We start from the raw sequence: 12,252 nt of genomic DNA on the forward strand, positions 1-12,252 counted from the left end.
AGTAGTTAGTAACATACCATATGAATACCATTCAAATATGATACCTTATATTTATTCCTCTTCTTTATTGAATATCATTCTGAAAAATTCCAAAGTCGGCTTTTTACCTGCAGGTAAATATGAAAACCCATGGCCTCCATTTTCCACAGATTTTAAGATCCAATTTTTAGTCTGTTTCTCAACTTGTTGGTATACTTTCATGAGGTCTTCATAGGTATAAACGCTGTCATCTTTAGCATGTAGCGAGTAAATAGGGTTAGCAAGCGCATGAAATCCGTTTCTGGATTCAAAATCAGTGACCTTCGGCCTTGCCGATAAAGTATAAAATGCGCTAAATGGAGTATTTTGTTCCTGAGCAAACCGATAACAGATATTTCCTCCTAGTGACAATCCTCCCAAATAGATCGAATTGGTATTAATATGATACCGCAACTTAACTTCATCCAATATTGCCGAAATAAGCGCAGAGCACTTATCATAATCCTTCCATCCTGGATTCCCTTTCTGAAAAGGATATACAATAATCGAATTGGTGTTATCGCCAATTGTAAAAATAGGTTCAAACCGCGTCTGAGGGTCTACTGTTAACGAAGCTTCATGAGCACTCACTCCTCCATGTAGGAAAAAAAGTGTCCTTATTGGTGTATCACACTGATAACCTTTAGGCACAAATACAAGATAGGGAATTGTATGTTCAACTAGCTGAATATGATACAACGCAAAACCAGGTTGCGCAAGTTGATAGGGAGCTTGTTTTCTTGAGATTGCATTCGTTAGAATTTCTTCTTGCCAAATTTTGTCCAACTTATATTTTTCCTGAATTCGGGCTTCCATGTTCACCAAGATTCTTTTAAATGTTGGATTGTCTATTATTGATTTAAATATGGAATCATTTTTAAAATAGGACAACTCTTGTTCATTATCACCCAAACCTAATTTAAGCCCTTCATCTAACCATTCAATAGCCATGTCGATTTTACCACAACGAAGAGCCACAACAGAGGCATTTGCATAATCATATTTTCCTTTATCTTCATCCTTCTTAAAGGCTTTTTGAAAAGTCAGTAGAGCCTGATTATATTTTTCTAATTTAATTTGTGTAGCAGCCAGATCCATCAATTGTTCGTAAGATTGAGCAGTTGATTTCTGGAAAGAAAATAAGACTATCAATACAATTAAAATTTTCATTTTTTAAATTGGATAAGTACACCCTAAAAAACTATATACGAGAATGTTATAAAAGAAATACATATGTCATAAACAAGTCGAACCGAATAAAAAGCCACATCTTGCGATATGGCTTTCCAACATATATATTATTTTAAACAACCTGCTTATTTATACGAATTAATAGATTTGGCCACTTTCCAGCTATCGCCTTCACGGACCAAAGTTACGAGGTCTGTCATCGTGAAATTCTCAAATTTCATGGTTACTTTTGCAACCATATAATCTGCTGACTTTTCAATGATTTGTGCACTCACATTACAGTTCAACTTCTCTCCTCTTTGTTTGTTGAAAAATTTGATTACCTCACTACGGCTATTTGTTAGTGCAGTTTTAGATTGAATCTTCTGATTAAAATCGTCGGTAAATAATTGCTCTATTCCTGCTGATTCGCCCTTTGTAGTCACTGCGACATAATGATCAAGTGCAAATTCTGGCGTAGAAAGGTTTATTAAAGCTTTGTCTGATTTTCTGGTTATTTTTTCAGTTGCCATAGTCAAAGTAGTTACCGCGATTAAGGCTATTGTGGCGAATGTTTTTACTAGCGTTTTCATATTGTGTTTATTGGATATGTTGATGTATTTTTATTTGTTGATTCAAAACTACGACACAATACTTCTCTAGCCTACGGGCTTTAGACCAATGAACTGGAAAACTCGGTGAATGGCAAAAATGAGGAGGTAAATAACCTAGAGATAAGAGGTTCAGCTTAAGTTGTCAATCTCCCGTCGAATATTTATACGAGCTTGTTGTTCATATTTATCAAAAAATAAGTCGGTTTTAAAGATCCTCTCCATATTGAGAAAATGCTGCAGAATCTGTTTCCTTCCACGATCAAAATAAATGGAATCTCCATATTCTTTACGAATGCCAGCGGCATATTTTGCATAAGATCCCTCATCAGCCCCCAATATTGACATATCAGCATCTATAAAGTAATTTATATCAGAAGAACTATTGCCGGCATGAGTCTTTGTGGCTAATATCATCTCGCTGCACAAGCTAATCAAATCTGCCGGATAATGCAATCTATTTAGATGGCCTGCAGCTACGATTGCACTCTTTTCTTCATTCGTACCATCCATCGTAAAATAGACGATGTCATGATAGATCATTGCTAGATATGCTGTGGGATAATCTGACAATTGATCTTTGCAAAGATTCAACTGATCACTAAAATGCTGTAGATGTATCAACGTATGATAGCTCCTTCGCTGATCAGAATATGATGCAATAATTTCGTTCCAACAAGATTCCATTAACAAAATATCACTTGTATATGGCTTCAAACACAAAAAATAAGTCTCTTTCATAGTTAGTATCTCAATGATTATAAATAAAACTAACTATTTTTATGATCATATTCGTTTTCAAACAATGTATGTGGTTAACTTTAAATACGAATTTAAAACAGAGCGAAAAATGAAACCGGTTAAAATACTTTGTACCTTCCTGCTATGGACGATCATAATCTTACCTAATCTGATCAAAGGCCAACAATTGACTCAGATTCCCAAAGGATACTGGATCGCGTGCGGGGATGACCAGGTGCTTATTATTAACCCGGCAATCAGCTCAGATAGTTCAGCAGTGATCTGGAAATGGCAGTTCAAGGAAAGTGCGGATCAGATACCGAAGGAATATGGCAACTATTTTAAGTCAATAGATGAATGCAAACCCGTGTTTGCGAATAAAAAAATCCTGATTACATCATCCACGGGAGCAACCTGTTTATTAAATATCGCCGATAAGAAAATTGAGTTCTATGCGAAGACACCTATGGCTCATTCAGCAGACCTATTACCGGGCAACCTTGTGGCTGTGGCAAACTCAACTCATCCCCAAGGAAACTCCTTGGAGCTTTATCGATTGGAGCAGCCGGAAAGACCAATCTACAAAGACAGCCTCTATTCGGGGCATGGCGTAGTCTGGAACGACAAATTAAAGCAATTATTTGTGCTTGGTTATGACGATCTGCGAACGTATACATTGACGGAGGCTAAAAACAGTTTAACTCTTGTCCATACAATAAAAATCCCAGGACAGGGCGGACACGATCTTTCCTTAATAGACGACGATCGTCTTCTAGTCTCCTCTACAGAGGCCGTGGCTATTTTTTCCATAAACGAAAGAAAATTTAACCCATTCATTCCCCTGGCCGACACACATCATATAAAATCTGTCAACTGGAATGCAAAAACAAACCGTCTCGTATATACCAAAGCGGAAGAAAGCTGGTGGACATTTAATATATACGCAACCAGTCCGAATCAAAAAGTACATATACCGACATTAAAGCTTTATAAAGTACGTGTTTGTTATTAAGGTGCGTGTAAAATAGCGACATGGCTTTGAAATTCGGATTATAACTAATATCTTAGTTATACAAAACTAAAACATTAGTTATGAGGATTTATCTCATTTTATTATTCATTATAACTGTTCAGTGGAGTTATGGACAGCTCACGATCAATAAATTATTTGCATTACATGATCAGATCGCCAATAATCATCCCGAGAACTACCAGTTTGTCGTACAGGAACTCAATAAACTTGCTGTAGACAGTATGGAAGATAGGGCCAGGTCTCTTTTTTATCAGCTATTGTCCTCACACTATGCTGCTCTCGGAGATTATGAAAAATCGCGGTTCTATTGGGATCAACAATATGCCAAATGGATCTCCGAATATAAGATCACTTATGATACTATTTTTTATAAACAGCATCAATTTGTCGACGCCAAAAACTACATTTTGCAACGATCAAAAAGAGAGCAGGTTGTCATGATCAATGAAGCGCACAATATTCCATATCACCGCGCTTTTGTCTTACAATTATTAAAAGGATATCGTCAACTGGGCTTTAAATATCTCGCTATTGAAACACTATTGGATGATAGCATAAATATAACACAACAGGTTACAGACACAACAGGGTTCTATAGTCGCGAGCCACTGTTTGCAGAAATGATCCGTGAAGCCCTAAAGCAGCACTTTATATTCATAAAATATGAAGCCGACAAAAATACGGCAACGCTCCGAATGCGGGATTCTTTACAAGCGGCCAACCTCGCCAACGTTCTAAAAAACGATCCTGACGCTAAAATACTTGTTTACGCGGGCTATGATCATATACAGGAAGAAACTCAGAACAATTGGAGAAAAATGGCACATTTTTTTAGAGAAATGACCAATATTAATCCTTTAACGATCTCACAAAGCAAACATATCGAACAATATCACCCCGAGCTTGAAACTGCAGAATTCCGGACAGTAAATCTATTTGGTTCGTTCAATGAGCCTGTTGTTGCTTTGAAAAATGACACAGTATGGCATGATAAATTTGTTGACATTTCTATATTTTACCCTCGCTATTTGGTGCCGGATAAACGACCAAGTTATTTAACGGTCGGCGGGCTCCGAAAGGCGGTCACATTGCGGACCAGAAAAAAAGAGCAAGGACTTTTTGTACAGGCCTTCTATGCACGCGAAAAACCGGGGCACCGCATACCGGCCGACCAGATTTTCATAAAAAAAACAACGGAACTACTTTATTTAAGACCGGGAAAATATATACTGGAATTCAAAAATTTGAACGATAAAATTGTAAAAAAAGAACATATCCAGCTTGCCGATTAAAAACTTAAAAAAAAAGCCACATCTCACGACGTGGCTTCTAAACTAAACTTATAAACTTATGATTCACTAGTAGTCAGGCTATGAGCTAACATGACTCACCACTAGTCTTTAACTTTTTGTCTTATTTGCATGCATTTACTGACCTGGGCACTTTCCAATTCAACATTCATCGACCAAAAACTCGAGATCTGCCCTGATAAAACCTGTAAATTGCATTGTGGTCAATTTTTCCTGTTAATCTTGTTATATTCGCTTCTCATCTGAATAATTTCCCTTTTATTTGTGATGAAGTTACCGTTAGCATCGTTAGCTATACTGACGACGGTTCGTTCTTCTAATCTGTTGATCCAAAATTAGAACAGAAAAGCTCCCTAGCCGATGGACTTTAGGTCAACAGCTATAAAAACTCGGTGAATGCAGGAAATAGGGAGGTAAAACATTAAAAATCTTTTTAGAAATCTGAAAAAAAAAGTTTATGGCTGAGCATATCCCCTATATCCAAGTAATTAAAGTGCCCATCATAGCAGATCTGGTACTAAGTCCCGCTGTTTTATACGACGAAAATGGAACTTCTATCTGCTTTGAAACGGAGGATGAACAGTTTGGTCGCATCACCATACAAAAGATGGATGGTATCAAAATCTGCCGTGGAGAGATTCCTCCATATCAGGACCCCAGAAAAAACTGGGAAGACTTTGAGCCCGGTACCTGGATTTACCGTGTTGAAAACTCCAGATGGCTGATGGAAAGATATCAGTATGAAAAAAAATACTATGGTCAGTCGTATGACTGGGGCAATTCAGTGGAAGAAATGCTGACAGACTATACACATTATTACTTTTCCTTTCATGACGAATTTGCGTGCACTCAATCCGCTGACTGAAACGGAGTGCCCTTACCCGTTTCTAAATATAGCTTTAAACTCGCGATGAACTGTCTCCATCCATCGGTACATACCGCATAGCATTCGATAGTGGGAAGTAAGCCTTTGTGTGTCAGATTTACCTCAACATAATCTCCTTTTTCGATGATTTCCCAAATGATACTGGTGCCGATCCATTCCGTTTGGTTTATTAATCCCGGGATCGCTATCCGCGAGTCTTCTACGAACCAGACTACTTTTGCGTTGTCTATTAATTCCACAACCTGCATCTTTTTGTACACAGGATCGCCAAAATGAACGATAAAATAATCACCTAGTTTATCTGAATGACCTTCATACATTTCAGTCCACCAACTTGGTATGGCTTTGGTTAAGGCATCGAATACATGATCTGCTGTTGTCTTCAGCATGATATTACAGGTATAGCTTTCCATAAAATTACTGTTTTTAGCGTTATACGAATTTATCAATACATATTTTACTTTCGCTTTGCATAGGGCAAGTTTTCAGATAATTTACTAGGATGACAGCCCCCTTTTCAAGAAGAAAGTATATCTGGATTTTATTCTTTTTGAAAAAAAACAATATGCGCAACAAAACAATTATCATCTTAAATATCTGATTGTTAAGCTGCAACTCATCTATTTTAAAACTTCTAAAGAGTTTCTCTCCATTTGGAACATTATTGTTGCGAAAAGGTCCCAAGCTTTTTCCTTATTTTTATCTATTTTACGTGATGATTTAAAAGAGAATAATTTATCCACTTAAACCTTAATATATTCATATGAAACGATTGCATCTACTCCTCACATTATTTTTGTTCAATAGTTTCTTTGCGATTGGACAGGAGGATATCAAAATAACCCATCTTCCTTTTATACAAGGGTTGACCGAACAGGAGGTTTCCATCATCTGGACAACAGACAAACCCGCAACGGGATGGGTAGAACTGGCACCAGATGATTCAAGTCATTTTTATTTCAAAGAAAGAACCAAGTACTTTGCCTCGGCTTACGGTTTTAAAAAAGTGGGGACCCTGCATCAGGTAAGGTTGACCAATCTAAAACCGGGAACAAGGTATCGTTACCGTGTATACAGTCAGCACGTACTGAAACATGAGGGAGTCAATGTACAATATGGAAAAGTGGCCGCCAGCAATGTCTACCGCCAGGCACCCTTGTCTTTTCAAACGCTGGGCAATGCCGCATCAACCCATTTCACCGTTGTAAACGATATCCATGAACGTAATGAGGTATTGGATAAGCTGCTGGATATCGGCAACTTAAAGACTAGCGATTTTGTAATTTTCAATGGTGATATGGTAAATAACCTATTGAGCGAAAAACAAATGTACGAGGGATTTATGGACACCGCCATCAAAAGATTTGCAAGTGAAAAACCGATGTTCTACTCACGTGGAAACCACGAAACCCGTGGTCCTTTTGCGATTGAATACCCCAAATATTTTCCTACCCCAACCGGTAAACTATACTATCAATTCCGACATGGTAACACCGGCTTCATCGTACTGGACTGCGGTGAAGATAAACCCGATACCGATATAGAATACAGTGGTATCGTGGAGATGGACAATTATAGATCCGAACAGGCGGCATGGCTCGCCCGTGCAGTTGAAGATCCGTCTTTCAAAGATGCCAAGTACAAAGTAGTGATCTGTCATATGCCTCCTTTCGGTGGCTGGCATGGTGAACAGGAAATCCTTGAAAAATTTGTTCCCATTTTAAATAAAGCAGGAACGCAGATCATGTTATCGGGCCATCTGCATAAACATATAATCCAAGATGCAACAAATGCTATCCATTTCCCAATTATTGTAAACTCGAACAATAATGTACTTCGGGTTGATATAAACAATGAAAAAGGAATATTTAAAGTACTTGACCAGCAAGGAAAAATAGTAGATCAGGTCCTGATCAAACCGCTAAATTAATGCTGATTAGCCTGCTTGTTAAAATAGCCATAATCCAAATGGATTATGGCTATTTTATAGCATGGAATTTCCCTGAGGGGCGACTTATCGAAGAAAGTGCAGATTACATTTGATTTTTGTAACTTTGCACAATCATGAGTGAAACACTGGAAACCTTACAGGATTACTATAAAAGATTAAGTCATCTGCATAACAATAATGGAGATATACTTGATGTCGAGCTCGGAAAATCACATTTCAATATCTCGCCACGAAAATACTGCGATTTTAAAACACCTTACAATAGGCGTGATTTTTACAAAATCAGTCTCATCTTAGGAAAAGGGTGGTTCAAATATGGGCAGCATGAGCTATATATCGATCGGCCCGCCCTATTTTTACCTGCGTTAAATATCCCTTATACTTGGGTATGTGATACAAATCAACAAGAAGGATACTTTTGCCTTTTCAATCAAGAATTTTTTTCAGGAAGTCAAACATTCGAACCATTTAAAAAGACTTCCCTATTCAAAGAGTGGAGCAAACCTATTATCTTTTTAGACGAAGAACAGCTGAATTTAATTACAACAATTTTTGATAATATGTTTCGGCTAAATAATTCCAGTTATCCGCTCCGTTGTAGCGCAATCAAAAGCAATCTGGCCGCAATACTTCATCTGGCGCTGGAATGGAGAGTGGAAGATGTTGAGTTACAAGATCAATCGGGCAGTGTGCGGATGTACCGTCTGTTTGATGAACTACTTCACAAACAGTTTCCCCTGGATTCCCCCGCCTACCCACTTGCATTACATACCGCAGCCGATTTTGCAGCAAAGTTAAATGTACATGTCAATCATCTCAACGCTTCAGTTAAATCGGTTACAAATCAGACAACAACACAGATCATCAAACAAAAAATCTATGAAGAGGCCAAGAATTTATTGATCTATACGGACTGGAATGTCGCTGAGATCGGTTATACACTTGGTTTTGAAGAACCAACCCATTTTAATAATTTCTTTAAGAAATATGCAGAGACCTCTCCGCTCAAATTTAGACAAAAACATAAATAATATTTGATTTTCGTAATTTTTACTTTGTTAGGCAATATAGGTATTGATTAAAAAGTCGCTAGTTTTGTTTAACAAAAAAGAGTAAAAATGTTAACGGAAGCTTCTGCGCAACGAATCAGGTTTGTCACAGTCATGGCCTTTGTATCCATGCCACTTTCAGGATTTGTAACTGATATCTATCTGCCTTCGTTTCCGGCGATGGCCAAGAGTCTACTTGTTCACGAACGAGATATCCAATTAACATTGACCAGTTACCTATTGAGCTATGGCATTTCCCAGTTATTTGTAGGAAATATTCTGGACAGCATCGGTCGATATCGACCTAAACTCCTGGCATTAACTCTTTTGATATTTAGCAGCTTAATAATAACCCAAACACAGAGTATCCTGTTTATTTGTTTGTTGAGAATAGTGCAAGGTATAGCTATATCCATTTTGGTGGTGGCTACACGCGCCCTTTTCGTCGACTTATATGCAGGCGATCGGTTAAAAAATTACCTAAGCTATTTTACCATCGTCTGGTCATGTGGTCCGATATTAGCGCCATTTTTAGGAGGTTATCTGGAGAAATTATTCAGTTGGCAGGCCAATTTTTATTTCCTTGCGTTCTACGCTGGCTTGTTATTACTGTTTGAACTGTTGTACAGTGGAGAAAGTATTGCCGAAAAGAAAAAGATTGACCTACAGGACAATCTCAATCTATACAAAATGATGCTGAAAAATAAGCTTTTTATATTGGGCATTATGGTACTGGGTTTTAGTTACTCTATTGTAATGCTATTCAATATGACAGGGCCATTTATTATTGAAAATACATTTCACTTTTCATCCGTCACAATTGGTTATTGCACATTGATACTGGGCTTTTCATGGATGATCGGCGGATTTATTACCAAAAAGCGCATGCATCTTGACTTTGTTCCCCGGGTTGTTGCTCCCGCTCTATTCCAGGCAGCCCTTATCGTTACTTTAATGTTTATCGGGATGTACTGGCAGAATCTGTATATCTTGGTCGGCTTCGCATTTTTTATCCATACGATTTCAGGGGTTTTATTTACAAGCTTTTTTACCAATAGCATGTTATTTTTTCCAAAACATGCAGGAACCGCTGGTGGGTTAATGGGCGGAATGGTCTATATCGTGACATCCCTTTCCAATTTTATGGTGTCCATAAGTGGCAAAGTGACCACACAAAATGGATTAGCATGGCGCTATTTTATTTTTTCTATATTACTCACCTTGATCATCCTATATATGTGGAAACTACAAAAAAATAGTAGCGGAGAGAATAGTTAGTTAGCCTCTACAGTGGTTAAATCCAGCTCATCGTTATTTTATATGTTCACATTGATAGCCCCAGGCAAGCATCTGCTTAACAATGCCCTTTGTCTCAATATCCGATTGAGTAGATTCTATTCTTAAAATCCGCTCTTCGTCGTCAAGATCAAAGTTAACTTTATAAGAGGAGAACAATTGCAGCAGTGTCATAACGATCTGTTGCGCTTCTCTATACTTATTGACATTGGTTTTAAATATTACAACTCGTTTCATTGGATTAAATCTCACTTAAATTTATAGAATTTACGTTCACTTCTCTACTTGAAGTATATCCCCCATTGGTTTGTCCTTAAACCGCAGCTACTGCTTATCCGCTATAAAATGTGGCGAATCGACCGGTTCTTTCGTCTCTGAGATACGTAATGAATCTGTATGGGCGCTCTGTAAAGCATCGATGAAAACTTCGTCCTGTTTCCTCACCTCACTATTGGAAAAAAGGGCCAGAACCATAAAAAACAATAAGATGATCAACGAATTAAAGAGATGTACCATACCGTAGCCGTTAAATTATTATGGGCCAATTTCCAAAATAAGGATATTTTATCCCATATATTTTCGGTAAAAAGCGGGTTTAGGTCGGTAAACTATCCCTTTTTCTCTTTTAATACACAACAAGTATTTCTATATTTGACAACATTCGTACGGAATATAATCCGATAAATGTCTTATGAAGTCCGAAGAAAAATATCTCGATTACATTGGGATAGAATCAATTAAAATCAGAATCTAAATTAAAATTAGTCGTGACCAATAAAAAATTAGTTCTGGAATACCTTTTGAAAGACCCGCTATTCTGGAGTGTCTTATTGCTTAATCTATTGATTGTCTATTTATATGGTAACGACGCAATCTATCACTATAACATCGTTGTCGCCCAGTCAATTCAGACATTTGCATATGCTGTAGCACATTACCTCCTGCTCAAAAACACACCGATCAACTATGCGGTAAAAAAAATAAGACTGAACCGTAAGCGGAAAAAATCGGATAAAAACAGAAAATCATTTGGAACCTATATTGAAAAGGACGAGACTGGCAACTGGGTTTATACAACAATCTTTTTTATTCTTCTTTGCTTTTTTACGGTATTTTTAGCCGCAATTGTTCTTAGAGTCAATTGGCTCACACATCGCAACAGCTTCGTGTTTCAATCCTCAGATTTCTATCCGGCAATTTGGGCGGTGTCGAATGCTATTTTTTACTATAAAAATAATAAAGCACGTTTGACGTATTCGAATGCCAGTCCCAGTGAGTTGGTCGCAGTTCCCTTTTTTAAACTTTATATTCCAATGTTTATGATGATCTGGGGTTATATCTTGCCCATGAAAGTCATTGGCGACATTGTTGGTTTCATACTTTCCAATCCTAAATATTGGAAATCATCCGCTGATAACGAAACCCAAAAAACTCTATAAATATAAAAAAGCCACATAAGAAAAAATGTGGCTTAGTTAGTATATTGATTTAAATGGCTTCTTAAGAAAACTGCTCAGTCAGTATACGTGCATTTTCGGGAAGGATTGTCACCACGGCAAACTGCCCATCATTATCCTCAATCTGTTGCTGAGCATTTTTTGGCAAATTACCTAGTGCAAATTGTCGTCTCCAAACCTCTACGCCATCTGTAAATGCCAATGGAAGTTGCTTTGCAAATTCTCCGGGTTTGGCAAAATCGATCTTAAATAAATTCAGAACTTCCTTTTCTATCTTGTCATTGGTATTTGCTGAAATAGCAAAAATCCGCTGAGCAATTGTATCGATAAAAAAACTATCGTGCCTGGTTTGTCCGGTACTATAGATACAGTAATAAACATTATTCCCATCATTTCCATAGACTTTTTTTGCGATGCAAACAGGCGCCATCGTAGTCTCTTCATTAAGTTTTTTATATGCAGAACGGTTAATAACCACTACCCAAACAAAGCAGAGCACAACAATGGCTGATAAAACGCTAATGACACCTATACCAATCGCTTCTACCATTCCTTCAAAAATAGCAAGCGCGATGAAACAGAGTAAACCTATCGCGATAATCAGGGGGAAATAAACAAGCTTGTTTTTCCCGAATGCCGAACTTTTCACATACTTATCAATAATTGTCCGGTCATGTTCAAATGTACCAAGTTGGGTCGTATCCATATACAAGTTTGAGATGTTATATCA

At 37.5% G+C, this 12,252-nt stretch carries 14 protein-coding genes; 7 read left to right on the forward strand and 7 right to left on the reverse strand.

The features are described 5' to 3' along the window. Nucleotides 1-51: 51 nt before the first annotated feature. From ABDW32_RS19260 to ABDW32_RS19270, 3 genes are all read right to left on the reverse strand, one after another. Nucleotides 52-1,188: a hypothetical protein gene (locus tag ABDW32_RS19260; RefSeq protein ID WP_343565344.1), complete on the reverse strand. Its 1,137-nt coding sequence runs from the start codon at nt 1,186-1,188 to the stop codon at nt 52-54. Nucleotides 1,189-1,334: 146 nt separating this feature from the next. Continuing rightward, on the reverse strand, nt 1,335-1,781 hold the full coding sequence (locus ABDW32_RS19265) for a nuclear transport factor 2 family protein (protein ID WP_343565346.1): 447 nt from the start codon (nt 1,779-1,781) through the stop codon (nt 1,335-1,337). A 150-nt stretch (nt 1,782-1,931) separates the two neighbouring features. Then, the gene (locus ABDW32_RS19270) at nt 1,932-2,486 is read right to left on the reverse strand and encodes a hypothetical protein (protein ID WP_343565348.1); all 555 of its coding nucleotides are present in this window, start codon (nt 2,484-2,486) and stop codon (nt 1,932-1,934) included. Nucleotides 2,487-2,649: 163 nt separating this feature from the next. Between ABDW32_RS19270 and ABDW32_RS19275 the strand changes: the two genes are divergently transcribed. The 3 genes from ABDW32_RS19275 to ABDW32_RS19285 all read left to right on the forward strand — a co-directional run bounded on the left by ABDW32_RS19275 (nt 2,650) and on the right by ABDW32_RS19285 (nt 5,748). Then, entirely contained in the window at nt 2,650-3,552 is a 903-nt protein-coding gene (locus ABDW32_RS19275) for a DUF6528 family protein (RefSeq protein WP_343565350.1), read from the forward strand. A gap of 80 nt (nt 3,553-3,632) precedes the next feature. Beyond that, nucleotides 3,633-4,865, forward strand: a complete 1,233-nt coding sequence (locus tag ABDW32_RS19280; RefSeq protein WP_343565352.1) for a hypothetical protein — start codon at nt 3,633-3,635, stop codon at nt 4,863-4,865. A 475-nt stretch (nt 4,866-5,340) separates the two neighbouring features. Beyond that, nucleotides 5,341-5,748: a hypothetical protein gene (locus ABDW32_RS19285; RefSeq protein ID WP_343565354.1), complete on the forward strand. Its 408-nt coding sequence runs from the start codon at nt 5,341-5,343 to the stop codon at nt 5,746-5,748. On the opposite strand, the gene ABDW32_RS19290 is transcribed toward ABDW32_RS19285, so the two are convergent. Further along, entirely contained in the window at nt 5,733-6,182 is a 450-nt protein-coding gene (locus ABDW32_RS19290; RefSeq protein ID WP_343565356.1) for an SRPBCC domain-containing protein, read from the reverse strand. The two genes, ABDW32_RS19285 and ABDW32_RS19290, sit on opposite strands and share 16 nt — an antisense overlap. Before the next feature lie 350 nt (nt 6,183-6,532). On the opposite strand from ABDW32_RS19290, the gene ABDW32_RS19295 reads away from it, so the two are divergent. From ABDW32_RS19295 to ABDW32_RS19305, 3 genes are all read left to right on the forward strand, one after another. Next, nucleotides 6,533-7,699, forward strand: a complete 1,167-nt coding sequence (locus tag ABDW32_RS19295; protein WP_343565358.1) for an FN3 domain-containing metallophosphoesterase family protein — start codon at nt 6,533-6,535, stop codon at nt 7,697-7,699. A 134-nt stretch (nt 7,700-7,833) separates the two neighbouring features. Then, nucleotides 7,834-8,751, forward strand: a complete 918-nt coding sequence (locus tag ABDW32_RS19300; RefSeq protein ID WP_343565359.1) for a helix-turn-helix domain-containing protein — start codon at nt 7,834-7,836, stop codon at nt 8,749-8,751. Between the two features lie 87 nt (nt 8,752-8,838). Beyond that, nucleotides 8,839-10,047 carry an MFS transporter gene (locus ABDW32_RS19305; protein ID WP_343565361.1) on the forward strand — a complete coding sequence of 403 codons (1,209 nt, stop codon included), beginning with the start codon at nt 8,839-8,841 and terminating at the stop codon, nt 10,045-10,047. A 33-nt stretch (nt 10,048-10,080) separates the two neighbouring features. Here the strand turns inward: ABDW32_RS19305 and ABDW32_RS19310 are convergent, their stop codons facing one another. Both ABDW32_RS19310 and ABDW32_RS19315 read right to left on the reverse strand, forming a co-directional pair. Further along, nucleotides 10,081-10,302 carry a methyltransferase type 11 gene (locus ABDW32_RS19310; RefSeq protein WP_343565363.1) on the reverse strand — a complete coding sequence of 74 codons (222 nt, stop codon included), beginning with the start codon at nt 10,300-10,302 and terminating at the stop codon, nt 10,081-10,083. Nucleotides 10,303-10,389: 87 nt separating this feature from the next. Further along, complete coding sequence (locus tag ABDW32_RS19315) at nt 10,390-10,581, reverse strand: hypothetical protein (protein WP_343565365.1); 192 nt, start codon at nt 10,579-10,581, stop codon at nt 10,390-10,392. Nucleotides 10,582-10,832: 251 nt separating this feature from the next. Here ABDW32_RS19315 and ABDW32_RS19320 point away from each other — a divergent pair, with 251 nt between their 5' ends. Beyond that, nucleotides 10,833-11,504, forward strand: a complete 672-nt coding sequence (locus ABDW32_RS19320; RefSeq protein WP_343565367.1) for a hypothetical protein — start codon at nt 10,833-10,835, stop codon at nt 11,502-11,504. A gap of 61 nt (nt 11,505-11,565) precedes the next feature. Here the strand turns inward: ABDW32_RS19320 and ABDW32_RS19325 are convergent, their stop codons facing one another. After that, on the reverse strand, nt 11,566-12,228 hold the full coding sequence (locus tag ABDW32_RS19325; RefSeq protein WP_343565369.1) for a hypothetical protein: 663 nt from the start codon (nt 12,226-12,228) through the stop codon (nt 11,566-11,568). Nucleotides 12,229-12,252: the final 24 nt, after the last annotated feature.

It is taken from the genome of Sphingobacterium sp. (genome assembly GCF_039596235.1).
GTDB lineage: Bacteria > Bacteroidota > Bacteroidia > Sphingobacteriales > Sphingobacteriaceae > Sphingobacterium.

Coding starts and splice junctions, on each gene's coding strand:
- ABDW32_RS19265 (WP_343565346.1), bottom strand. CDS start 1,781: ATGAAAACGCTAGTAAAAACATTCGCCACAATAGCCTTAATCGCGGTA.
- ABDW32_RS19325 (WP_343565369.1), bottom strand. CDS start 12,228: ATGGATACGACCCAACTTGGTACATTTGAACATGACCGGACAATTATT.
- ABDW32_RS19305 (WP_343565361.1), top strand. CDS start 8,839: ATGTTAACGGAAGCTTCTGCGCAACGAATCAGGTTTGTCACAGTCATG.
- ABDW32_RS19315 (WP_343565365.1), bottom strand. CDS start 10,581: ATGGTACATCTCTTTAATTCGTTGATCATCTTATTGTTTTTTATGGTT.
- ABDW32_RS19275 (WP_343565350.1), top strand. CDS start 2,650: ATGAAACCGGTTAAAATACTTTGTACCTTCCTGCTATGGACGATCATA.
- ABDW32_RS19295 (WP_343565358.1), top strand. CDS start 6,533: ATGAAACGATTGCATCTACTCCTCACATTATTTTTGTTCAATAGTTTC.
- ABDW32_RS19280 (WP_343565352.1), top strand. CDS start 3,633: ATGAGGATTTATCTCATTTTATTATTCATTATAACTGTTCAGTGGAGT.
- ABDW32_RS19310 (WP_343565363.1), bottom strand. CDS start 10,302: ATGAAACGAGTTGTAATATTTAAAACCAATGTCAATAAGTATAGAGAA.
- ABDW32_RS19270 (WP_343565348.1), bottom strand. CDS start 2,486: ATGGAATCTTGTTGGAACGAAATTATTGCATCATATTCTGATCAGCGA.
- ABDW32_RS19290 (WP_343565356.1), bottom strand. CDS start 6,182: ATGGAAAGCTATACCTGTAATATCATGCTGAAGACAACAGCAGATCAT.
- ABDW32_RS19260 (WP_343565344.1), bottom strand. CDS start 1,188: ATGAAAATTTTAATTGTATTGATAGTCTTATTTTCTTTCCAGAAATCA.
- ABDW32_RS19285 (WP_343565354.1), top strand. CDS start 5,341: ATGGCTGAGCATATCCCCTATATCCAAGTAATTAAAGTGCCCATCATA.
- ABDW32_RS19300 (WP_343565359.1), top strand. CDS start 7,834: ATGAGTGAAACACTGGAAACCTTACAGGATTACTATAAAAGATTAAGT.